Source organism: Streptomyces sp. NBC_00433, assembly GCA_036015235.1.
Lineage (GTDB): Bacteria > Actinomycetota > Actinomycetes > Streptomycetales > Streptomycetaceae > Actinacidiphila.
Window position 1 is genome coordinate 1 of sequence record CP107926.1, and the last position, 22,977, is coordinate 22,977.

At 68.4% G+C, this 22,977-nt stretch carries 20 protein-coding genes and 1 pseudogene; 13 read left to right on the forward strand and 8 right to left on the reverse strand.

Going from position 1 to position 22,977, the window contains the following annotated elements; all coding sequences use genetic code 11:
• Positions 1–268 precede the first annotated feature (268 nt).
• Positions 269–721 carry an NUDIX hydrolase gene (locus OG900_00005; GenBank protein WUH88664.1) on the reverse strand — a complete coding sequence of 151 codons (453 nt, stop codon included), beginning with the start codon at positions 719–721 and terminating at the stop codon, positions 269–271.
• A gap of 176 nt (positions 722–897) precedes the next feature.
• Between OG900_00005 and OG900_00010 the strand changes: the two genes are divergently transcribed.
• Entirely contained in the window at positions 898–3,426 is a 2,529-nt protein-coding gene (locus OG900_00010) for a Helicase associated domain protein (protein WUH88665.1), read from the forward strand.
• Between the two features lie 229 nt (positions 3,427–3,655).
• Here the strand turns inward: OG900_00010 and OG900_00015 are convergent, their stop codons facing one another.
• Positions 3,656–4,108 carry a hypothetical protein gene (locus OG900_00015; protein WUH88666.1) on the reverse strand — a complete coding sequence of 151 codons (453 nt, stop codon included), beginning with the start codon at positions 4,106–4,108 and terminating at the stop codon, positions 3,656–3,658.
• A gap of 452 nt (positions 4,109–4,560) precedes the next feature.
• Between OG900_00015 and OG900_00020 the strand changes: the two genes are divergently transcribed.
• The 5 genes and pseudogenes from OG900_00020 to OG900_00040 all read left to right on the forward strand — a co-directional run bounded on the left by OG900_00020 (position 4,561) and on the right by OG900_00040 (position 7,734).
• Positions 4,561–5,160 carry a helicase associated domain-containing protein gene (locus OG900_00020; protein ID WUH88667.1) on the forward strand — a complete coding sequence of 200 codons (600 nt, stop codon included), beginning with the start codon at positions 4,561–4,563 and terminating at the stop codon, positions 5,158–5,160.
• Between the two features lie 127 nt (positions 5,161–5,287).
• A complete protein-coding gene (locus OG900_00025; protein ID WUH88668.1) occupies positions 5,288–5,512 on the forward strand; it encodes a hypothetical protein in 225 nt (74 codons plus the stop codon).
• Between the two features lie 13 nt (positions 5,513–5,525).
• On the forward strand, positions 5,526–6,068 hold the full coding sequence (locus OG900_00030; GenBank protein WUH95568.1) for a sigma-70 family RNA polymerase sigma factor: 543 nt from the start codon (positions 5,526–5,528) through the stop codon (positions 6,066–6,068).
• Complete coding sequence (locus OG900_00035) at positions 6,061–6,765, forward strand: hypothetical protein (protein WUH88669.1); 705 nt, start codon at positions 6,061–6,063, stop codon at positions 6,763–6,765. Before OG900_00030 ends, OG900_00035 begins: the two co-directional genes overlap by 8 nt.
• A 168-nt stretch (positions 6,766–6,933) precedes the next feature.
• Positions 6,934–7,734, forward strand: a pseudogene (locus OG900_00040) (IS5 family transposase).
• Positions 7,735–7,885: 151 nt separating this feature from the next.
• Here OG900_00040 and OG900_00045 read toward each other — a convergent pair.
• The gene (locus OG900_00045) at positions 7,886–9,268 is read right to left on the reverse strand and encodes a SpoIIE family protein phosphatase (GenBank protein WUH88670.1); all 1,383 of its coding nucleotides are present in this window, start codon (positions 9,266–9,268) and stop codon (positions 7,886–7,888) included.
• A 224-nt stretch (positions 9,269–9,492) separates the two neighbouring features.
• The gene (locus tag OG900_00050; GenBank protein WUH88671.1) at positions 9,493–10,944 is read right to left on the reverse strand and encodes a transposase; all 1,452 of its coding nucleotides are present in this window, start codon (positions 10,942–10,944) and stop codon (positions 9,493–9,495) included.
• Between the two features lie 266 nt (positions 10,945–11,210).
• Between OG900_00050 and OG900_00055 the strand changes: the two genes are divergently transcribed.
• Positions 11,211–12,662 carry a transposase gene (locus OG900_00055; GenBank protein ID WUH88672.1) on the forward strand — a complete coding sequence of 484 codons (1,452 nt, stop codon included), beginning with the start codon at positions 11,211–11,213 and terminating at the stop codon, positions 12,660–12,662.
• A 320-nt stretch (positions 12,663–12,982) separates the two neighbouring features.
• On the opposite strand, the gene OG900_00060 is transcribed toward OG900_00055, so the two are convergent.
• The gene (locus tag OG900_00060; GenBank protein ID WUH88673.1) at positions 12,983–13,900 is read right to left on the reverse strand and encodes a hypothetical protein; all 918 of its coding nucleotides are present in this window, start codon (positions 13,898–13,900) and stop codon (positions 12,983–12,985) included.
• Between the two features lie 331 nt (positions 13,901–14,231).
• Between OG900_00060 and OG900_00065 the strand changes: the two genes are divergently transcribed.
• Positions 14,232–14,510: a helicase associated domain-containing protein gene (locus OG900_00065; protein ID WUH88674.1), complete on the forward strand. Its 279-nt coding sequence runs from the start codon at positions 14,232–14,234 to the stop codon at positions 14,508–14,510.
• Between the two features lie 60 nt (positions 14,511–14,570).
• Here the strand turns inward: OG900_00065 and OG900_00070 are convergent, their stop codons facing one another.
• Positions 14,571–15,596 (reverse strand): hypothetical protein, encoded by a 1,026-nt coding sequence (locus tag OG900_00070; GenBank protein ID WUH88675.1) that lies wholly within the window; start codon positions 15,594–15,596, stop codon positions 14,571–14,573.
• Positions 15,597–15,667: 71 nt separating this feature from the next.
• Between OG900_00070 and OG900_00075 the strand changes: the two genes are divergently transcribed.
• Together OG900_00075 and OG900_00080 are read left to right on the forward strand one after the other, a co-directional pair.
• Positions 15,668–15,826, forward strand: a complete 159-nt coding sequence (locus OG900_00075) for a hypothetical protein (GenBank protein ID WUH88676.1) — start codon at positions 15,668–15,670, stop codon at positions 15,824–15,826.
• A gap of 57 nt (positions 15,827–15,883) precedes the next feature.
• Positions 15,884–17,121 (forward strand): IS3 family transposase gene (locus OG900_00080; protein ID WUH88677.1). Its coding sequence is split into 2 segments (ribosomal slippage): positions 15,884–16,207 and positions 16,210–17,121, totalling 1,236 coding nucleotides; the frame shifts between segments, so codons are not numbered across the junction.
• Between the two features lie 276 nt (positions 17,122–17,397).
• Here the strand turns inward: OG900_00080 and OG900_00085 are convergent.
• The gene (locus OG900_00085) at positions 17,398–18,837 is read right to left on the reverse strand and encodes a replication-relaxation family protein (GenBank protein WUH88678.1); all 1,440 of its coding nucleotides are present in this window, start codon (positions 18,835–18,837) and stop codon (positions 17,398–17,400) included.
• Positions 18,838–19,594: 757 nt separating this feature from the next.
• Between OG900_00085 and OG900_00090 the strand changes: the two genes are divergently transcribed.
• Positions 19,595–19,780, forward strand: a complete 186-nt coding sequence (locus OG900_00090; GenBank protein ID WUH88679.1) for a hypothetical protein — start codon at positions 19,595–19,597, stop codon at positions 19,778–19,780.
• Between the two features lie 351 nt (positions 19,781–20,131).
• Positions 20,132–20,557: a hypothetical protein gene (locus tag OG900_00095; protein WUH88680.1), complete on the forward strand. Its 426-nt coding sequence runs from the start codon at positions 20,132–20,134 to the stop codon at positions 20,555–20,557.
• Positions 20,558–20,600: 43 nt separating this feature from the next.
• Here the strand turns inward: OG900_00095 and OG900_00100 are convergent, their stop codons facing one another.
• Positions 20,601–21,803, reverse strand: coding sequence for an IS110 family transposase (locus OG900_00100; GenBank protein WUH88681.1), 1,203 nt, complete (start codon positions 21,801–21,803; stop codon positions 20,601–20,603).
• Between the two features lie 297 nt (positions 21,804–22,100).
• On the opposite strand from OG900_00100, the gene OG900_00105 reads away from it, so the two are divergent.
• Positions 22,101–22,832 carry a phosphotransferase gene (locus tag OG900_00105; protein WUH88682.1) on the forward strand — a complete coding sequence of 244 codons (732 nt, stop codon included), beginning with the start codon at positions 22,101–22,103 and terminating at the stop codon, positions 22,830–22,832.
• Positions 22,833–22,977 lie beyond the last annotated feature (145 nt).

Sequence of the window (22,977 nt, forward strand, 5' to 3'; positions counted from 1 at the left end):
GGTACCACAGCGCTGCGCGCTGTGCAAGCGTCACGCCTCGCTTCGCTCTGCGTGACCGCGCTCCGCGCGGTCTGCCCGGCGTAGCCGGGCCAACCCCTCCGCTTCGCTCCAGGGTTGACGGCCCGCCAACCGGCGGGCTCCGCCCGCCTCCAGGCGGGCCGGGGCCCCTCGCTCCGCTCGGGTCCCGGCGGAGCGCTCCGCGCCCCGCAATCGGTGCGGGAACAGCCGTTCGGTGCGGGCCGTGCAGGGCGGGCAACAAGCAAGCTGGTTAGGAGGGAGGGGGTTCGGTTCGCGGTGTCACCAGGTGGGTGAGGGCGTATGCCGCAAGCTCTGGCGGGCGGAGGTTGAGAGCTGTGAGGGCGTCAGCGGTGGCTGGGATCTGTATGGGATCGAAGGTGCCGACATCAGGGTTGTCGAGCTCCGGGCCATGACGTCGAGCAGGGTCCAGGCTGAGCACTTGAGCTGTGAAGTAGTGGTGGATCACGGCAATCGGGGGGCCGGGTTCGGTGAGGGTGAGTATCGGTGTGGGCGGGCCGATCTCGGCTCCGACTTCTTCCATGACTTCGCGACGAAGGCCCGCTGTCAGGTCAGTGTCGTCGGGCTCGATGGTCCCTCCGACGGCAGTGCAGTAGGGCGTGCCGCCCGGCCAGCCGCGCTGGAGGAAAAGGAGCTGGCCGGCGTCCGTGAGGAGTATGGCGTGCGCTTTGTGACGCGTCTTCATGGTCCGGACGATACAGAGGAGGGGACCTCACCGGGTGTGAACTCTCCTCTCGGCCGCAAGTAGCGGGATGCAGTGCGTCAACTTCTCTTAGCCGCTAGACTCTGGACTCGGGCACCACCCCCGGAGTTCACCCGTCCGGGGCACGCATCGTCCCGGGATGGAAGGGCGTCAAAACCATGGTGGCGGTAGTCACTGCCGAAGCAGAAAACACGGTCGTAGAGATGGACCCGTTCCCGCATCAGATCGAGGGGTCCGATGCGGCGGTGCGGAAACTCGAATTGCAGCCGGGTCAGGAAATGCCCGCGCAGGGTCTGCGGGCGCAGGTCATCGCGGCGACCGGTTCGGGAAAGACTTTCATGGCGGTTTTGACTGCGCGGAAATTGCGGGCGGGCCGGGTACTGGTGCTCGTGCCGACCTTGGATCTGCTAACGCAGATGGCGGCCGCTTGGCGGGCCGGCGGGCGTACGGGGCCGTTCTACGGGATCTGCTCGCTGCGGGCGGAGGATGCGCAGGGGTTGGCGGCGTGCACGACAGACGTGGACGAGCTGGTGGCGTGGACGCGCGGCCTGGAGCAGGTGACGGTCTTCGCCACGTACGCCAGTGTGGGTCTGGGGACGCTCCAGCGGGCGCATGAGGCGGGGTTGGCGCCCTGGTCGCTGGTGGTCGTGGACGAAGCCCACCGGGTCAGTGGACGCGGCTCGAAGCCGTGGGCCGCGATTCACGACAACGCCAAGATTCCGGCTGACCGGCGGCTCTACATGACCGCCACCCCGCGCGTGTGGGAGGCGCCGGAGACCGAAGAGGGCGGCAGCAGCGCGCCCGTGCTGGTCGCGAGCATGGAAGACGACCCGGACGGGCTGTTCGGCAGCGTGGCGTACAAGTTGACGCTCTCGCAGGCCCGCAATCTGGGCTTGGTCGCGGCGTGGCAGGTGGTGTGTGTCGACGTGACCGACCCGGAGCTCCAGGCGGCCGCGCTGCTGGGGATCGAGGCCCGGTCGGACAACGTGCGCGGGAGTCGGCTCGCCGCGTTGCAGACCGCCGCGGTGAAGACGTCGGCGGAGCAGGGTCTGCGGCGCATGCTCACGTTCCACTACCGGACCAGCGAGGCCGAAGCGATGGCGGCCGGGGTGCCGGCGGTCGCGCAGAGGCTGTGGGAGGACGACCCGGAGACGTATCCGGAGCCGGATCGGGTGTGGGCGTCGTGGCTGTGCGGGGAGCACAAGCCCGACCACCGCAAGGCGACCCTGGAGAAGTTCGCCGATCCGGTCGGCGAGCGCGTCGACAGCGACCTGGTCCCCATGCGGCTGCGGCTGCTGTCCAGTGTTCGCATTCTCGGGGAAGGCGTCGACACCAAGGGTTGTGACGCTGTGTTCTTCGGAGATGTGCGCGGATCGGCGGTCGACATCCTCCAGATCGTCGGCCGGGCACTGCGCATGAAGCCGGGAGAAGGCAAGGTAGCGAGCCTGGTAGTGCCGGTTTTTCTCGGCAAGGACGAGGACCCGGACGCCATGCTGACGTCCAAGGGGTACAACGGATTGGCCCGAATTTTGGCTGCGCTCCGTAGTCACGACGCGGACACCATCGAAGCGCTGGCAGAGCAGCAGGCCAACACCCGCCACCGGAAACCCACGGTGGCGGAGATCAAGGCCGCCGGACGGGGCGAAGAGGGCGCCACCTCGGCTCCCGCGCAGAGTCTGCTTTCCTTCTCCACTCCGCGTGATCCGGCCGTGTTGGCGCAGTTCATGAAGCTCCGTATTCTCCAGCCGGAAAATGCGTACTGGCGTCAGGGAATCCAGGCCGCGACCCGGTACGTGAAGGAGAACGGGGATCTGAAAGTCCCCTACTCATTCACCACGCCTGAGGACTGGCAACCCGCTGATTTTCCACTTGGAACATGGATTGCCGATCAGCGGCGGTTCTACAACGCGGGCCAGATGAAGCCCGCACGCGCCAAGGAACTCGAAGAGTTGCAGATGGTGTGGTCGCACTGGGACGTCGCTTTTCAGGAGGGACTGTCAGCAGCGCAGGGGTGGGCGGCCGAACACGGGCACTTCCTCCCGCCCACCACGGCCACCTGGAACGGACACCCTGTAGGGGTATGGGCAAAGAATTTGAGGACCGCGGGTCGGCGGGCGGTGGAGATCGAGGCGCGGCGTGAGGCCGGCCTGCCAGTCGGCTCCACCGCCGGGGCACTGACCGAAGAACGCCGCGACGCCCTAGAGCAGATCGACCCGAGCTGGTGCCCGGCCTGGCCCGTCGCCTGGCAACGCTGCTACAAGCTCTGCCGCAACCTCATCGAGGCCGGCGCCCCACTGCCCGCGCCGAGCGAGGCCACGGTGCAGGGCGAAGACCTCGGGGCGTGGGCGCTGGCGCAGCGCCTGGACTGGGAGCAGCTGCTACCCGCGCAGCAGTGGATGCTCGAGCACATGCTCCACCTGTCCCCCGCAGAGGCGTCTGAGCGGCCTCCAGCGCCCCGCACACAAGCCGACAAGTGGGCGCTGAACATCCAGGCCGCCAAAGAGTTCCACGCCCGCCAAGGCAGCCTCCAGACCGTTCCCCGCAAGGCCGTCGTCCACCTCAGCGAGCCGGACGGGACGGTGACGGACGTGAAGCTAGGGCTGTTCGTCGACAACTGCCGGCGCCGGGCAGACAAGCTGGGCGAGCAGCGACGCGCAGAACTCGACGCGCTCGGGATGCGCTGGTAGGCGACACGGCCGACGCGATCACCGAACTCGACAGCATCGGCGGCTGACCGCGTGCCCGTGGACCCGGCGGCGGGCGGTCGGCCGCACCGCCCTGGGTGAGTGAAATGAGCTCTTCGACGTGGCCACCGATCGGGTGACGGTCGGCGGCCGCGAGCGCAGGACCGGATCGGGCGGCATCGGCGGCTCGATCCGGTCCTGCGGCACCGCAGCAGCGGTGCCGGAACACGCTCTACGCGTGCAGCGGGACCAGTTGGCTCCCCCAGTCGACGGTCAGTGCGGTCGCGCCCTCGGGCACGTTGTCGAAGAACACATCGGGGTCGTCGAGCGTGGCCACGTTGGAATTCCCACGGTCCAGATAGGAGAATTCGTCGTATACGCCTTTGGTGCCGCCGTAGTACAGGCAGACCTTCCAGGTGTACGTGTCGCCGACCAGATAGATGTCGCGCGGCGACTGCCCGTTGTAGTTGATCGTCTGGCCCTGCATGAAGTTACGCCATTCGTACCAGTATCCGGCCAGCGTAATGGTGCGCGTCTGGCATGTATTCGCGTCCGGCGCCGGATAGACGGCGATGGGCTGGGACCTCTCCAGCTTCGCAGTGCTGTACGCGGAGGCCGAGGGTGCGACCGCCATCAGGCCTGCCACGATGGCCGCTCCGAGGACAATGCGGAATCTCTTGTTCATGAGCCCCTCCCCATGCTCAATGCTGAACCTGCCCGTAAGCAGGTCGAGTACTAGGAAGAATGGCATGAGACATTCAGGAAAAGGAGTGGACGGGAGTACAACCTTTGACGCCTGTCCCCTAACGGGCATTTATGTACGAGTTGCGTAATTTATCCGGGCGGATTTTCCGCACCGGGGTCTGCATGTGAACGAAAGAGCACGGGCCCGACGGTGGAATCCTCAGCGGTTGCCGGAGTCGCCGGAGCACCCCGCGAGCGGCCTCACAGGCGGACGGGCCAGAACCGAGCCGGCCTTCGGTGTGCACCGACGGGCGCCGGGACCGTCGGTCTGCTGGTCCAACTTGAGGTGACGCGCCAGGCCATTCAGAAGATGCTCGCCCACTGAAGCACCCATCCCCAGTCCCTCCCCCGAGCCAGGGGCGGCGCCGGGGTGGCGCACTCGAGGAACTGGGCATGATCTGGTCGCACTGGGACGTCGCTTTCCAGGAGGGACTGTCTGCAGCAGCCGCGTGGGCGGCAGAAGCGGGCCACCTCCTCCCGCCCACCACCGCCACCTACCGCGGCTACCCCATCGGCGTCTGGATGAAGAACAACAGGACCGCAGGTCGGAAGGCGGCGGAGATCCAGGCACGGCGCGAGGCCGGCCTCCCCGTCGGATCCACCGCCGGGGCACTGACCGAAGAACGCCGCGACGCCCTAGAGCAGATCGACCCGAGCTGGTGCCCGGCCTGGCCCGTCGCCTGGCAACGCTGCTACAAGCTCTGCCGCAACCTCATCGAGGCCGGCGCCCCACTGCCCGCGCCGAGCGAGGCCACGGTGCAGGGCGAAGACCTCGGGGCGTGGGCGCTGGCGCAGCGCCTGGACTGGGAGCAGCTGCTACCCGCGCAGCAGTGGATGCTCGAGCACATGCTCCACCTGTCCCCCGCAGAGGCGTCTGAGCGGCCTCCAGCGCCCCGCACACAGACCGATAAGTGGGCGGCGAACATGGCCAGCCGACCGGCAGTTCCACGCCCGCGAGGACAGCCTGCAGACGGTTCCTCGCAAGACGGTTGAGCAGCTGGTCGAGCCGGACGGGGCTGTGAGGTGTATATCACGCGCGGCGAGGTCACAAAGGGCGGAGGTGCGTGCACTACATAGTGTCGGCAGGTGAACGGGTCACCGCCGGGGAAGGCAGACGGTGATGGATCCGGTGCTCGGGGGAGGGCTGCTGACGGTGTGTGGCTGGTTGTGTCGGTTGCTGCATATTTGGGTGGCCAGCCGTACCGAACTACGCAGAATCGAGATGCAGCAGCAATGCCTCAGTGAGCGGGTGCGGCATCTGCCGCCCGGCAGCCGTCTGCTGGAACGGCCCGGCAGCGTCGAGGTTGTAACGGGAACGCAGCCGACGGGGATACGCCGTGGCTGAGTCTTCCTCGCCCGTGGCGAGGAGGACGGCACCGGCACCTCCACACACCGACGGGGCGTCGCCCGCGTTAACGACCAGCAGTCTTGAGGACCTCTACCGCGTCGAGATGCCGCAGCTGACACGGTTCCTGGTCCGTGTCGGCGCGACCCCCTACGAGGCTGCCGACGCCGCCCATGAGGCATTCACCATAGCCATCGAGAAATGGGACAGCATCCGGGAACCGCGGGCGTGGCTGCGCAAGGTCGCTCACCGCTGCTATCTGCGTCAGACCGGCCATCGCGACAGGCCATACGACCCGTTGCCCGATCGCCCGGGCGGGACCTGTCCCATCGCCCACGTGACCCTCAAGGAGGGAAATCAGCGGGTCCTGAACGCACTGGCCCAGCTGCCGCCGCTGCAGCGGCACGTCATGGCGTGGTCCCAGGACGGCTTCACCGACCGGGAAATCGCCCAAGCGCTTGATATACGGGAAGACGCCGTGCGGAAGAACCGGAGCCGCGCCCGGCGTCGACTGCAGCAGACTCTCGCTGAGGAGACAGGGGACCGCGATGAGTGAGCACACCGTATCCCAGGAGACGCAAGTCCCCAATGGTGACAGCGTCGCGGTAGAGGGCCGCCCCACGGCTGCCGATACACGTCTGGATCAGCTTCTCGCAGCTGCTGACGAAGAGCTTTCCCAGCGTCTCGACGACGCCCTCGATCTCAAGGGCGGTCTTCGGCACCTCGCTTCCCTTCCTGCCTACCCCGAACGGCCACGGCCGGCAGACAGCCAGGCCAGGGGTGCCTTGCACTGTCCAGGCCGCCGCGTCACCGGGCGTCTTGGCGAAGGCGCCCACATCGATGAAAACCAGCAATTGCAGGAAGCCCTCGATCTCCTGCAACACACCAGCGACCAGTTCCACGGCCTTGTGAGCATGACGAACGACGGCCCGTCCTCCCTGGAAACCGCACGATCCAAGCTGACCCACGCTCAGCTGCTCATCTCGCGGCTCATCACCGAAGCACAAGGCAGGACGCTCACGAGGACGCAGAACACCAAGGCATTCAACGACATCCACGATTGCGTCAACGCGGCCTGGACCACCATCGCGGAGACACTGCAAAGCCCCGCCGCCGACCCCCAGGCCGTGCTCCTCGACGACGCCCTCGACACCCTCGACAGCGCCACGCAACGCCTCGCCCAGGCACACCGCATCCTCGATCACCTCCTCGATCAGATCGGAGAAGACGTCGATCAGCCCCTCCCCGCCTGAGCCGCCCCCACCCGGATGACGCGCTCATCGCTGACCCTGAATACCCAGCTCAACTCCGTGGAGTCCACGCTCGACGTCATCGCCGATTTCACCGACGCATGAGCCGTCCGGACTGCCGCCCGCCTGGGGGCGCGGCAGTCCGGACCCGGTGCTGGAGGGAGGGAAGTCGTGCCGCGGCCACGCTGCTACCCCTCCGACACCTGGGACGACGAATGGGCGCTGATCGAACCCCTGCTGCCGGTCCCGGCCTGCGACACCCCGGCCGGCGGCCGGCCGGAGAAGCATCCGCGGCGGGAGATTGTGGACGCCATCCGCTACGTGGTCGATACCGGCTGCAAGTGGCGGGCGCTGCCGAAGGACTTCCCTCCCTGGCGCACCTGCTACGGCTTCATGGCCCGCTGGGCCGCCGCCGGCGTCATCGGCCAGATCCGTGACAGCTTGCGCAAACGCATCCGCCGCGAGATGGGCAAGGCGCCCGGCGCGGTGGCCACCGTCATCGACTCCCAGTCCATCAAGGCCGCCGACACCGTCGGCAAGGACTCCCGCGGCTACGACGCCGGCAAGAAAATCAACGGCCGCAAACGGCACCTGGTCGTGGACACCAAGGGCCTGCCGCTTTTCGTCATGGTCACCCCCGCCGACATGACCGACCGCAACGCGGCCAAGGAAGTCCTGTTCCGGCTGCGGCTGATGCACCCCGAAATCACCATCGTCTGGGCCGACTCCGCCTACGCCGGACAGCTCGTGACCTGGGCAAAGACCTACCTGAACCTGACCATAAAGACCGTCAGCCGCCCGAAGAACACCCCCGGCTTCGTCGTCCTGCCCCGCCGCTGGGTCGTCGAACGCTCCCACGCCTGGGTCATGCACGCCCGCCGACACGCCCGCGACTACGAACGCCTCATCCAGCACTCCGAATCGCTCATCACCTGGGCCGCGATCACCCTCATGACCAGGCGCATCACCCGCCGGTCCTCCCGCCGCAGCGGACAACCGGCCTCCCGCGAAGCCCACCGCGATTGATCATCGTGGCGCCGGTGGTCACCAGCGCCACCAAGAGCCCACCGGGCCTCGCGTCGGCCCATTCTCGCATCCCACGACCGCCGCCTGACCTGCGGACTCACTGAATCCCTGGCCAACGAACGCGCCAGCATGTCCGCAACCTGGGGAATTTTCCGTTCAGGCACTGGGGGGTGTGTCGACGGTGTCCGGGCTCAGGTGGTGGGGACGCGGAGGACCAGGAGGGCGGCGTCGTCACGGTCGGGCCGAGCGGCCATGATCTTGTCGCACAGTTGGTCGAGGGGGCGCTGGCCAGCGACTCCGTCAGGCGCGCGAGTGAGTGCAGGCAGTCGGCCATGGGCTGGCGGGGGTCTTCGACGAGTCCGTCGGTGTAGAGCAGGAGGGTGGTGCCGGGTTCGAGGGGGTGGGTGTGTTCGGGCTGGGCTTGGGTGGAGTCGACGCCAATCATGATGCCCTGGGCTTCGTCGGAGGCGAGGTAGGTCACGTGCCCCGCGGGGGTGAGCATGAGCGGCGGCGGGTGGCCGGCGTTAGTCCAGCGCAGTCGCCAGGAGCCGTCGGGCTGGGGGTGGAGGGTGGCCAGGATGAGGGTGGCCATGGTGTCGGAGCCGCTGCGGTGCAGTGCCTGGTCCAGGCGCTGCACGATCTGGGCCGGGGCGTGGGGCTGGTCGAGGGTCAGGGCGTACAGCATGCTGGCGAGCAGGTGCATGGTCAAGGCGGAGCTTGTGTCGTGGCCCATGACGTCGCCGACGACGATAGAACAGGCGCCTTCGGGGCCGGGGAATGCCTGGTACCAGTCGCCTCCGACCTGGGGGGTGGCGTGGGCGGGGTGGTACCGGGCGTGGATCTGCAGTGGCCCGAGGTCGGGCAGATCGGGCAGCAGGTGGCGCTGAAGTTCCTCGGCTGCGGTCTTCAGACGCTCGTGGTAGCGGGCGGTCTCGATCACCCCGGCGGCGACGCGGGCCAGCGCGGTCAGGAGGTTCTCGTCGTCCTCACTGAACGGCTGTCCGTCCCGGTGGTCAGTGAGGTAGAGGTTGCCGTAGACGGTGTCCCGGATCCGGATGGGGGTGCCGAGCAGGCTGTGCATCACCGGGTGACCGGGGGGGAATCCGGTGCTGCGCGGGTCGGCGGCCAGGTCCGCCACCCGGATCGGCACCGGCTCGCGCACCAGGTCGCCCAGGATGCCCTCGCCGTGTGGCAGACGACCCACCGCCGCGCGCAGGCCCGGGTCGGCGCCAGTGGTGAACAGGTCCGTGAAGGTGCCGTGCTCGTCCGTCACGCCCAGGGCTCCGTAGCGGGCATCGACCGCCCGGGTCGCCGCCTCCACCACGCGCTGCAGCACCGTCGCCATCTCCAGGTCCGCACCCATTGCAAGGACGCTCTCCACCAGCCGGCCCAGCCTGCGGTCCTCATCCCCGGGGGACTCCTCCAACTGGTGGCCCATCTCCTCCACCAGCGCATGACGTGCCTTCTCCTCCTCCGACATGATCTGTTTCTCTCATCAGGACACAGCTCCCGCCACTCGGGATCTCGAAGCCCAGCCGGACCGATCGTCTTGGAGACGGCGGCCACCGTCTCTACTCTCACCCCCACGCTGTCCCGCCTCCCCGCCCTCCTGAGGTCGACCGAGAGGGTCAAACCACCACCGTTCGATTCCTGAGCTGAGAGAACGCTCACCCTTGGATTGAAAACAGGCACTCAGCTTGGCGTTTATCCCTGCTGCTGTTTCAGGCGGACGTGTTCGGTGAGGGTTGCGACGCGTTTGACGGTTTTCCCGGGCTCATATCGTGGTGCTGGCCTGCGATTTTGTGAGCCGGGTGGGCGTCCGGGGCCTGGTCGGGTGGGTTGGGGCACGGCTGCGGGGCGGGTGGTCTTCGCACGGAGGTGGCGGAACCCTCGGCGGACACGTGCGGGGGTGAGCCGGCGCGGCTGGGCCGGTCGTTCCCAGGGGCGTCGGAGGTCTTCGGCGAGGGGGCGGGCGAGGCGGAGTTGGGTGTGGGCGGTGATGATCAGCCAGGTCCACAGGTCGGCGGTGTGCGGGTCGCGGATCTTGGGGACGGTCCAGCCGAGGGTCTGTTTGAACAGTCGGAAGGTGTGTTCCAGGTCGAATCTGCGGAGGAATGCCTGCCAGCGCAGGTCGATGTCTTCGCTGGTCATCGAGGTGCGTGAGGACCAGAGCCAGACCGGTTTCGGGTCGCGGTCGCCGGGCAGGTGCTCGACCTTCAGGCGGATCAATGTGCCGTGGATCAGGGGGAGTTCGCCGCGGTGGTCGAGCCACGGGCCGCGGGCGGTCAGGCGGGGGTGCATCCGGTCCCAGGCGAGGGTTTCTGCCGTGCCGTAGCGGGTGGTGTCGCAGGAAGTGGCCTGGTCGGGGGTGTGCCAGGAGTCGGGCTTGGCGAAAGTGAGGACACCGCCGTGCTTGCGGGGCTGCCCGCCGCGCGGTGTGGAGCGGCGGGGTCCGGCGTCGCGGAGCATCACCCGGTCCGAGCGCAGCCGGCCGACCAGCTCCACCGGAAGGTCGGCCAGAACATGGGCGAGGCGGGTGATGTCGTAGCCGGCGTCCATGACGATCAGGATGTCCGGGTCACCGACCTTCCATTGCCCGGCTCGCAGGAGGCGGGTGAAGACGTCGCGGAGCTGGGCGGCGGTCACCGCGGTGGCGTCGTCGGCCGGGCCCAGCCGGATCGCGTCCAGCATGGCGGTCCACGATGTGCGCCCGGTTTCCAGGGCGGCGACAAAGGAGTAGGGCCAGCCGGGGATGAACTGGTCGGCACTGCGGCCCCGCCCGTAGACATGGCAGAAGAGCAGGTCCGAGCTGGTCGGGGCGTCGGGCCGCAGCCAGTTACTCACATCGACTGCCAGCACGATCCGCCCGTCGGCAGCACGGGGCAGCGGCGTGGAAGCCAGCAGCCTGCGCAGGCGACGTGGTTCCACCCAGCCATGGTTGACCGCGTCGTACATTGCTCCGTGCCCGCGCCGGTGCTCGGCCGTGAGGGTCAACTCGACCAGGGACTTCACCGGGCCGTCCGCGCAGAGGACCGCGTCGGTGAGCTCGAATAGCGCATCCGCCCTGGTGTAGAGGCAATCGTAGAACTGGACACGAAAGTGGGACAGCACGTCCAGCGCAGCATCAGCGGGACCTGCAGGGGCCAGACTCTTCACCAGCGGCCGTTCCTTCACGCGACGTTGCTTGACACCTCGAAGCGTGAAGAACGGTCGCCCTGCTGTCTCACGAAGAAACCAAGATCAGCAGGTCGGGTGACGGGCGAGGTTAAACACCAAGCTCAGCTTGTGCTTTATCCACTGGGCCGGAACGGCGCCTCGAACGGGATCACTCGTTCGGGAGTTTGCCGGAGGTGGACACGGCCTTCATCTGATCATGTGCCCCGACCAAGGATGCACTTGAACTCGACGAAGGCCGTGGGGGAATGAGTCTGCTGCACCACGATGTCCGGCCGGAGCAGTTCGCGGAAGCGTCACGCTTCCGGGAGGACTTCTTCGCCTGTCTGACCGCGCGGCGTGACGAACTGTTCGAGCTCGCGGACGCGCTGCTATGTGCGGACGGGCCGGTGACGTCGCCGGTGGATCTGACGCTCCTGGCCGAGCACCGGCGTGGGCACGGCGCGCTGTACGACGCGCTCAACCGGGGCCGTCTCGACGCCGACAGGTTGCGGCGGACGTTGGCCGCGCTGCCCCAGCCGAAGGCGGCCGACAACCGGCTCGTCCTGGCTGTGGACGTGAGCAACTGGCTGCGGCCGGACGCCGAGTGCAGCGCGGACAGGCTCTTCTGCCACACCTTCGGCCGCGGCCGGGACCAGCACCTGATGATCCCGGGCTGGCCGTACTCGTTCGTCGCTGCGCTGGAGGCCGGCCGCACGTCTTGGTGCCAGCTGCTGGACGCCGTCCGACTCGGCCCCGAGGACGACGTCGCCAAGGTCACCGCCCGCCAGGTCCGCCGCGTGGTCGAGGACCTCATCGCCGGCGGACGCTGGCGCGAGGGCGGTCAGGACATCCTGGTCATCTTCGACGCCGGCTACGACGCCCCGCGCATGGCCCACCTTCTCGGCGGGCTGCCCGTCGAGATCCTGGGCCGGATGCGCTCGGACCGTGTCATGCGCCGGCCGACACCCACACCGCTGGAGTACGCCCTGGCCTATCCCCAGGGAGGGCGGCCGCCGAAGCACGGCAAGGAGTTCCGCTTCGCCAGGTCCGAGACTTGGGGCGAACCAGACACGGCGACCGTCCAGGTCACTGACCGTTACGGTGCCGCACGGGCGATGGCCTGGGACCGTCTCCACCCCCGCCTCACCACCCGCTCCGCGTGGATCGACCACGACGGCGAACTGCCCATCATCGAGGGGACACTGATCCGCCTGCAGGTCGACAAGCTGCCCGGTGGCGGGCAGCCGCTGCCGCTGTGGCTGTGGTCCTCTGCCATCGGCATGACCGGCACCGATGTCGATCTTCGCTGGCAAGCGTTCCTGCGGAGATTCGACCTGGAGCACACGTTCCGGATGATCAAGCAAACCCTCGGCTGGACCCGACCCAAGCTCCGCACACCAGAGGCGGCGGACCGGTGGACGTGGCTGATCATCGTCGCCCACACCCAGCTCCGTCTTGCCCGGCCACTCGCCGAGGACGTCCGCCGCCCCTGGGAGAGACCGGTCCAACCGAACAGGCTCACCCCGGCCCGGGTCCGCCGGGGGTTCAGGAACCTCCGCCCGACGCTGCCCTGCCCGGCCCGGGTTCCCAAACCGACCCGACCTGGCCCCGGCAGACCGCTCGGCTCGAAGAACCAGCAACCCGCCACCCGCTACGACGTGGGCAAAACCGTCCGGCGCCCCGAGACCATCGCCGAACGCGACCGGATCAGACCATAAGAGAAAAGCTCAGACAACTCTCACGACATCCGACAAAGGGATATCGATCCTGGTGGCGTCGCCGAAGATGTCCACCGTCAACTCGACACGGCCCCGAACATGGTCGACAGCCACGACGGGGCTCGTGAAGTCCGTGAACGGTCCTCCTGTAATCCGCACGTCAGTCCCGATCTGAATGTCCATCTCGTGCGTCACATCGGGCCCTTCGCGCTGCTGATTCGGTCAGCCTGTCGCTGACAGAAGCGAACCTACCCTCCGGCGGAGCGGGGCCGAACGGCCCGGGGCGGGCGGGGAATGTGACCGTTGGTTAAAGCACAAGCTCAGCGTGCCGGGTCGACGTGGGCCTCACGCCGGGATCGGTGGCGGGCGCGGGCGGCGGCCAGTCGTTGCCGTACCTCGTCCTGCGAGGGAAGCGGGGGCGTCGGGCGGCGCTGGGGGACGTGCTGAGTGCCTTGCGGATAGCGCACTTGCGGGCGGCCGCGGGGGCAGGAACACGGCCAGTGCTCGTCGCGGTGCTCGGTCGTGGGAGTCCAGGGCAGCAGGACGGCGGTGATCCGGGTACTGCCGTGGCGGTCGGCCTCCTCCCACAGGCGGTCGGCCACGTCCAGCAGGTCGATCTCCCAGCGCAGGGAGCAGTACGGACAGGCCGGCACCGATTTCGCGTCGGCCTCGATCAGGTTCGCCAGGGCATCGGTGAGCGAGGCGGGCAGGGTGTCGTCAGCGGCCAGCCGGCTCAGGCGGTCGATCTCCTGACCCGGGCCGGGGGTGTACCACTCAAGTCGCAGCATCCGTTGGCTGAGGACCCGGTCACCGCCGTCGGCAGGAACGGCGAGTTGGACGCGGGCGAGCAGGACCTCCGCGCGGGCCTGTCCCATGCGCGGGTCGATTCCGGAGACATCCCACGCCACGCGGTACAGGAGCGGGCCGTCGGCGGGGCCGGGCGGCAGCGCGTAGTCGAGTATGCGCTGATGCGCGGACCGCCCCCGGGGGGTGATCTCCTCCCGGGCCGGTTCCGCCACTGTGAGCGCCGCACCGGGTCCGCCCAATACGCGATGCATCGACACGATCGCGGAGGACCGCGGGGTCACCAGTCGCAGGAGCGGGGCGTGCGCGAGTTCCGGCGCGGGCGGCACCACCACGATGTGGGCGTATCCGGTGAGTTCCCCCTCGGGGACTTCCTCGACATGCCGGAGCCGCACTCCCGCGTCGCTCACGTGCCCGGCTCGCTCAGAATTCATTCCGCCGGCTCCCCTCCCCGCGCGTCACCTCAGCATTGAGCCCGTCCAAGGGGCCGCCCACCAGTTCGACGTATTCGCGACCCTTCCTCGGGGCCCGGCTCCAAGTCGTCATGGTCCGCCCCGTACACCCGCCGCTCGGGCCAGCTTGCATCCATGCCCGGCAGCCTGCCAGCCCCAGACGTCCTCCGGCCTATGAACGCCGGGATCGTTCGCTGGTCGGACCGAGCTGGGCATGCGCTGGTAGAGCCGCGCGAACAAGGGCCGGGCCCGGACCCACCGAGAGGCCGGGCACGACCCTAGTTCGCCGCCATGTGCACCTCGCTGACGCGGGATGAACGGGAACCGGCTGCTGACATCAGCCCGCCACACGGGCGTACAGCGCCCCTGCCGGGGCGGTCCGGGTCACTCCCCACGGGCGGCCAAGGAGTTCCACGCCCGCGAGGGCAGCCTCCAGGCTGTTCCCCGCAAGGCGGTCGTCCAGCTCAGCGAACTGGACGGGTCGCAGATCGCCGTGAAACTGGGGCTGTTCGTCGACAACTGCAGGCGCCGGGCCGACAAGCTGAGCGCGGAACGGCGCCAGGAACTCGACGCACTCGGCATGCGCTGGTGAAGGTGACAGGGGTCAACCCTCGGTAAAATCCTGCCCCTGCCACCTTCACTACCCCGTATCTCAACCCCCGGTGAAGACCCGGTACGCCTCCTCACCCTGGCTGATGACCGCGACCACGCCTGCGGAGGCGGTGGTGATGCCCCGCAACCCGGTCATCACGCGCTCGTAGGCTGTCCGGATACGCCCTGGCTCAGGGTTGTCGGCTTCCTCCGTGAGGAGTTGTGCGTCGCGGACCAGTTGTTCTTGCTGATCCGGTTCCGCACCGAGGCTGGGCGCGAACTGCTGAACCATGGCGGCGAAGTTGCGAAGGGCGCTCACATCGAAGCCGTTGTGGTTGTTCTGCACGACGCTACCTTGCGAGCCCGCGACAACATTCGTTCCGTTGATGCTGTAGTAGTCCCCGGGACGAGTGCGATTCAGGTAGTCACTCACGGACGCTCCAGACAGTACGCAGTCGATGCCGTCGATGGTGATTGCGACGGTCTTGGGCTCGGTGCCGATTTCGTTGACAAGGCCGGAGTGGGTCAGGCGCGCCAGGGCGTAGTGCAGCTCGGTGCCTGTCAGATCACTTCCGGCGAAGGCGGCCTCCACGGCGGTGAGGAATCTCGCAGGGTCAACAGGACGCTGGTCGTGGGCCGTGGTGTAGAGCCAGCGCAGGAAAGCGTCGGTGGCATAGCGATGTCGTGCCGCGGGATCCTCGCGTAGCTGACCAAGACGCCGCAGTTCCACGCGGCCATCGTCAGTGATCCTGTACCGACTGCCGCCGAAGGTGTTCGAGGACTGGATCAATCCGTCCCGCTCCAGGGCGTGCGCAAGGACGTCGACGTCCTCCACCGACTTCCCGAACAGTTCGACGAAGGCCTCCGGACCAACGTAGTTCGCTGTCTCCTCGCCGAACACCATCAGAAGGCGAACAAGCTCCGGGTCATGCTCGATGCCTCCGCCGACAACGCCAGCAGACATGGCGAATCCCCGGCCCTGAACCGGCACAGTGACCGGGTACTTCTTGGCGACCTGCTGGTACACCTTGTTGATCTCCTTGACGTGCCGCTCGATCGCCCGGCGATCAATACCGTCATTCGCCATATCGCCCTCCTGTCCCCATTGCGGAAAATCCTACGGGCGACCACCGACACCGCGAGCCTCTGGCCGACCTCTTGCGCGTCTACGGGCCCGGTAGCGCCCCGGCCACGTACGGTCGCTACGCCCTGGTCGGGCAGCCCGAGGGCCTGGTGGTCTACGAGCGGATGGAGAACGCGCGCCAGCTGCTGTACGGGCTGTGGGACGGGGAGTTGGAGGAAGGGTCCTCCCCCTGAGTGGTGGACACGCTGATACTGGATCTGCTTGATCCGGAGGAAGCGAGAAGACCGCCGATGGCGATGAAGGACTACTCGGACGAGTTCAAGGCCGATGCCGTGGCCCTGTACGAGTCCACACCCGGGGCGATCTACAAGAGCATCGCCGCTGACCTGGGCGTCAACAGGGCGACCCTGCGGGAGTGGGTGCTGCGGGACCGCGAACGCCGTGGCATCACCGCCGCGGCTGCGAAGCCGGGCGCCCAGCCCCGGGAGGCCGTGCCGTCCGCTGATCCGCACGAGCGGGTCCGACAGCTGGAGGCCCGGGTGGCCGAGTTGGAGGCAAGTGAGCGCAAGCTCGCCACCGAGCGGGACATCCTCCGCAAGGCGGCCAAGTATTTCGCCGGAGAGACGAACTGGTGAGGAGCCGCTTCCAGTTCGTTGACGACCACCGGGACACCTACGAGGTGAAGCGGCTCTGCCAGGTCCTGGATGTGAACCGGTCCAGCTACTACAAGTGGCTCGCCGGCGCCGAGGCCCGGGCCACCCGGCAGCGGGAGGACCGGGTCCTGGCCGAGGAGATCCGTCAGGTCCACGGCGAGTCCGGCGGCGCCTACGGCTCCCCGCGAATCACGGCCGAGCTCCGCGAGAAAGGGCGGCGGGTCAACGAAAAGAGGATCGCCCGGGTCATGCGAACGTTCTCCATCACCGGCATCCGCCTGCGCAGACGCGTGCGCACCACCGTCCCGGACCCGGCAGCCTCACCGGTCCCGGACCTGTTCCAGCGGGACTTCACCGCCACCGAGCCGGGTCGCAAATACATGGGCGACATCACGTATCTCCCGCTCGCAGGCGGGGAGTTCCTCTATCTCGCGACCGTGCTGGACTGCTTCAGCCGCAAGGTCGTCGGCTGGTCCATCGCCGACCACATGCGCACCGGCCTGGTCACCGACGCACTGCGGATGGCAGCCTCGACCCGCGGCCGCCTGGACGGCGCAGTGTTCCACTGCGACCACGGAGCGCAATACGGATCCCGGGCCTACGCCGGCCTCTGCGACCAGCTCGGGGTCACCCGCTCGATGGGCGCGATCGGCACCAGCGCCGACAACGCGGCCTGCGAAAGCTTCCACGCCTCCCTCAAACACGAGACCCTCCAGGGCGCCACCGACTACGGCGACTCCGACACCTGCCGCAGAACCGTCTTCGCCTGGCTGACCCGCTACAACACCCGCCGCCGGCACTCCGCCAACGGCCACCTCAGCCCCAACGAATACGAACACCGACACCACACCGCTAAACTCACACTCGCCGCGTGATCAATAACCGCGTGCCCACCTTCACGGGGGAAGGCCCGACACCTACCTGGCCGACCTCGCCTTCGTGTCGATCAACCTTCAGCGAGGTGGGAGCCCCGAAGCGCCAGCCGTATGCAAGATCCAACTGCCTTGTGCAATGTCCCACGCAAGGTAGAGCTGGAATGTGCAAGGTCGCCCCGCAGAGGACACTGCCGCAGGCCTGGACGGGCCTTGAGACCCGCACTACGCTCCAGGCCCTTTCCCGAGCGAACGCGAGGCTGGAGCGAACCCCCACTGTCAGCGGCGGAAGCGCCCCAGAATCCCGCTCGCCTTGCGGGCGGCTTCGGCTTCGGCTGCCTCCTTCGCGGCCTTGGCCGCCTCGCGGCGCTTGCGGTCAGCTTCCTTCTTCGCGGCCTTGCGGATCCGCTCCACCTCGAGCGCGAGCAGTTTGCAGTCCCCGCACAGCTTGGGGTGGCTGTCGGTCGGGGTACCCCAAGCGTCCTCTTCGGACTCCTTCCACCGCTGGTCGGTGAATTTCGTGCCGCAGCGGGTGCACTTCGGCCGGCGGGCCTCACGCTCGGCGGCCTCCTTGGCCCGGAGCTGCTCTACCCGGCGGGCCTCGGCGGCCCGGTAAGCCGCGTCGGCGGCGACTTTGCGAGGGTTGCCCACCGCGTCGTCCAGCGGCTGGAAGCCGGAGCGGCCGAAGCGCCAGAACGCAGGCCCGGCCGGGCCGTGCTCGCGCAAGCGCTCCAGCGTGGTCGCCACGATCGGGATGCACCCGTCGTAGGTGCTGTGCTGCCGGTGGCGCTCGCCCTGCCAGTGGTGAAGGGTGCGTCCCGCGACTTGCTTCATGGTCGCCTTCGCGTTGCGGGGCCCGATCTGGTTGAAGACCAGCAGCACCGGTGGGTGCGGCGCGTCGCCGTAGCCGGTGGGCGTGGCGCTCCACTTCTGGCGCCACATTGGCAGGTCCTCCCCGTTGGTGTCGGTGATCTGCCGGGCGAAGAAGCGGGCGTACTTGTCGAACTTGGCCGCCAGCACGGCGGCTTCCTCAAAGCAGTTGTCGACCTCCACGAACAGCAGCGGCACCCTGCCGTCCGGTACCGCAACGACGATGTCGGCCTGGACGCCGCTCTTGCCCTGCGTCGACCAGGTCCCGGTGTAGGGCAGGTGCACCTCGGTGACGTACGAGCCGAGCGAGCCCAGTCCCGGCTGCGCGGCGGCGGCGCGGGCCGCTTCCACCGCCTCCGGGGGTTCACCGGCCAGCAGGGCCAGGTCCGGCTTCGGGCTGAGCAGGGCCAGGATCGTCTCGTTGACCGACATCGCGTGCTGCGCGCCCGAGCGGCCCGCGCCCCGGGCGGCGCCCCCGATCTCGTTCTTCGGCCGGCCCAGCGGACCCGTCGCGGAGTCCAGCCCCAGCTGGGTGAGCAGCCGCAGGCCCTCCCCGGTACGGGTGTGGCCGCCGAACAGCACCTGCCCCGAGGCGCGCAGGTCCGCCAGCGCCCCACGGTGAGCGGCCGTGCGGGCCTCCTTCCGCTTAGCCGCCGTCGGCTTGGCCGTGTGCCGGTAGGTCAGGTGCGGGGCGGCCGTGCGCTGGATCTGGTCGGCGGTGGCGACCTTCATCACCCCCAGCACCTTCAGCACGTCCTCGCGCAGGGCGTTCGTCGACCCGGCCGGGTTGCCGGCCCGCCTGCGCCGCTTGGTCTGCTCGCCCGGCTGTGTGATCGGTGTGCCTGCCATCAGCCCTGCCTCCCCGCCTCGGTTCACCACTCCCGCCAAGTCGCCGGCCGACCAACGGTCGGGCGGCCAGGCCCACCCCGGCCCGAGGGGCCCCGGGGCTGGGGAGGGGTCCCGGGTGCTCCCGGGAACCCGATGATCCCCCCGCCGTCTGTCATCACAGGGGGGAGAAGAGGGTAGTGACGAGCCGCGCAGCCTGCGGAAACAAGCGCTGACCTGCGGAAACAAAGTACATGCAGATGTCCGGCACGGAAGTGGGTTCCGCAGTGGCATCTCAAGTGCCCAACCGAGTGGCCTGCCAGCCCCGGCCCGGCCGGTTGCACCACCCGGCGGCCCACCTGTCCGGCAGACCCCATCTGTCCAGCATGCACTCTGCGTTGACCCCGCCGGCCACGCCCGCACACCCGCTCTCGCGCCTGTCACTGCCACTCCCTTCCGGCCGCCGACGCCTATCGCCTGCGATCCGGACGGCAGCCTGCAGGCGCACCCCTTGTCCGCAGTCTGTTCCTGCCGGGAAACCGCTGCTGTCCAGGAGAAACGCGAGGGCCGGCCGACCGCGCCGCGGCGTGGACAAGGGGGTGGTCAAGGGGTCGGATCCGGGTGGCGTGCCGCGTAGGTGGCGCGGCACGGCCCCACCCGAAAGTCACACCCGTCACACCCGCCTCAATTTTGTTCATTGCCGGGAAGCGCCGGCTTCTGTCACGAGCGGCCTATGGGCGGGGCAGCACCAGCCCCCGCTACCCGACCGAAGGAGACGGCCATGAGGCGCAGCCCCCGGACCAGCCACCGCATCGACCACCTGGCCCGCCTGGTGGACAACCTGCTCGACGGCCTGGCCGCGCACGGCCGCCCCGCACCGACCGCACCCCAGATCCGCGCGACCCTGCGGGAGCTCCAGCGCGGCCGCGGCCGCCGTGCCCACCGGCGGCCGGGCGCCCGCCGGTAGCCGCGCTGTTCCATCGCGCCCGGATTGCCCAATTCCCCGCCCATACCCACCGTTCCCCACCGTTCCAGACCGATCCGCGCAGCCCAAGGACGGGCGGGTGAGCAGCCGGGGCGGTTGCCAACCGCACGCCCGGGTCGCCGCTTTCCACCGTTCCAGGGCTGTGACCTGCGGTAGTGATGTCCGTGGAACGCGTGTCCTGTGTCATCGAACCTTGACCGATTGCCACCGATTCCTAATGCCGTATGTCAAGCCCCACTGGCCACGCCGAGCGCCGCCCTGGCGTCCCAGGGGTATGGAACGACGGCCTCTATCATGATCGGGACGAGTCGTTGGGGGAGGCGGGATCCGACCGTGGCATACCAACTCACGTTCTTCTGTCGGTCGGACGAGGAGAACGGGCAGGCAGCGGTCAGCCGCCTTCTGGACGAACTCCTGCCAGCTGGTGATCTCCTAGTGGCGCAACGGTCTGGTCCGTTCGTGGACGAGGTTGCCGTGTGCTCGCTGGCGACCAGGGGGCCTGCCGGGGATCCCACGGCTGACTGGCTGGCCCTTGAGTTGCACGTAGGAGTGGAGAGGATCGCGGAGTCGGTGATCGCTGCATCGCCTGGAGACGAACAGGGCATCTGGGGCTGTGACCTGCTCGCAACGGTCACTCTCACCGGGGACACTCCTGACTGGCCGCTCGCCAACCGTATCTGGAAGGCCTTGCTCCACCTCTGGAGCGCAACTCCTTGGGATGAGATGTCCGGATTCGAGATCGCAAAGAGCATGCCGTAGATCGAAACCGTGCGGGCGAGTCCAAGGAGTAATTGACCGAGGCTCAACTCGTCCCAGCAGGTGCGGGCGTCCCTGGCCGTGCTGGCTGGTAGCAGCGTTGGTCGCGCAGGAGTGCCCAGATGACGTTGACGCGTCGTCGCGCCAGGGCGAGGACGGCCTGGGTGTGGCGCTTGCCCTCGGCGCGCTTGCGGTCGTAGAAGCGCCGTGATTCCTCGCAGCAGCGGATGCTGATCAGCGCGGAGGTGTAGAAGACCCGCTGGAGCTTGCGGTTGTAGCGTTGCGGACGGCGGAGGTTGCCGCTGATCTTGCCCGAATCGCGAGGCGCGGGTGCGACGCCGGCGAAGCCGGCGAGCCGGTCCGGACTACCGAAGGCGTCCATGTCGCCGCCGGTGGCGGCCAGGAACTCGGCACCGAGGATGGGGCCCAGACCCGGCAGGCTCGCGAGGATCTCGGCGTGGCCGTGCTCGCGAAATCGGGCGCCGATGAGCTTGTCCATCTCAGCGATCTGCTGGTTGAGCGCTATTACCTGGCTGGCCAGGGTGCGGACCATCCGTGCGGCCATCTTCTCGCCCGGGAGGCTGGTGTGCTGATTCCCAGCGGCCTCCAGCGCCGATTCAGCTATCTGGCCCGCGCCGCGAACCTTGCGGTTTCGCAGCCAGGTCTCCAGCCGCCGGGGGCCGAGGCGTCGAAGCGCGGCGGGGGTCTGGTAGCCGGTCAGCAGGGTCAGTGGTCCGGTGTTGGTGAGGTCCAGTGCCCGGTCCAAGGCCGGAAAAATACCGGTGAGGTGGGCGCGGAGCCTGTTGACGGTGCGGGTGCGGTCGGCGACCAGGTCCGAGCGGTGGACGGTGAGCAGCTTCAGGTCGGTAGCGATCTCGTCACCAGTCCGCAAGAGGTGCAGGTCGCGGCGGATGCGGGCCTGGTCGGCGATGACGGCCGCGTCCTTGGCGTCAGTCTTGCCTTCGCCGCGGTAGCCCTCGGAGGCGCGGTGGATGGCTCGCCCAGAGATGTAGTAGGTGCGTTGGCCGTGGTTGAGGAGCAAGGCGATGGCCAGGGCGGCACCGCCGTCGGCGAGGTCGATGCCCCAGGTCACCTCGTCGCCCAGAGCCAAGACGTCGGCGAGCAGTTGGAGCAGTTCCGGCTCGTCGTTAGCGACGCGTCGCGACAGCAGCCGACCCCCGGTCTCGTCGATCACCACGCAGTGGTGATGGGTCTTACCTGCGTCGATACCGGCCCAGATGGCGGCCACTCGGTTCCTCCGTGCGTCGGACAGTGCGTTCGTGCCACGGACGACGTCGCTGTCGATTCCCTACGGAGCGATCGAGTCGCAATTCCTAATTGGCAGCCGAGTCGTCGTTGGGCGTCGGGCGGCCAATCAGTGGAAGCCACGAGCGGCAGAACCTTGAAAGCCATACCCGACACCCCGGGTGGGCCAACCATACGAAGGGCTCGCCCGATCCCGTGCCAACAAGGTAGGGAACCTTGACCGACGGCCCTGCGCGGGTAGCGGTCGGTGGAGCGTCCAGGTGACATGCAGGATGGAGCTATGGAGAGCGAAGTGCCGTTGTCCGGCGGGCGCATCACCCCTGGTGTAGTCAGGGTCAGCGACACGGTCCGGCGTCCGGTCGCGGCGTCGTCCGCGTTCGTCGTCGAGCTGCTCGGTGGCCTCTGGCAACAGGGCTTCACCGGCGCTCCACGTCACCTCGGGTTCGACGCGGCCGGCCGGCAGGTCCTCAGTTACCTTCCCGGCTGGGTGCCGGCCCGCTTCCAACGCTGGAGCGACCCCCAGGTGGCCGCCGCGGGCGCCCTGCTCCGCGCCTTCCACGACGCCACCCGTGGCAGCCGCCTGGCCGGCCGGCACCCCGTGGTCTGTCACCACGACCCGGGGCCGAACAACACGGTCTTCACGAACGACGTCCCGGTCGCCTTCATCGACTTCGACACCGCCGCCCCCGGCAATCCCCTTGAGGACCTCGGATACATGGCGTGGACCTGGTGCATCTCCTCCAAATCCGACGCTCCGCCCACACCCGCGCAGGCGGCGCAGGTGCGCGTCCTCGCCGACGCGTACGGGCTCCACTCCGCCGCCCGCTCCCGCCTCATCGACGCCACGCTCGACCGCCAGACCCGAAACGCCCATTGGTGGCGCAGCCACCTCGCCAGCCCGCCGCCGCACGTCGCTGATGACCACGAGATCGCCGAACGTATCCGGTGGTCCGAGCGTGAGCACGCCTACACCTCGGTCAATCGCGCGATCTTCCAAGCACACCTGGCCTGACGGGTCGACGCTCGCCCGATCCTCCGACCTGCGTGATCAATCTTCGGTGACACAAACTCCCTTCCGTCAAGGTTCGATGGCAATCGGTCAAGCTTCCCTACGTTGTTGACCGGGACGGGCGAGCCCTTCGTATGGTTGGCCCACC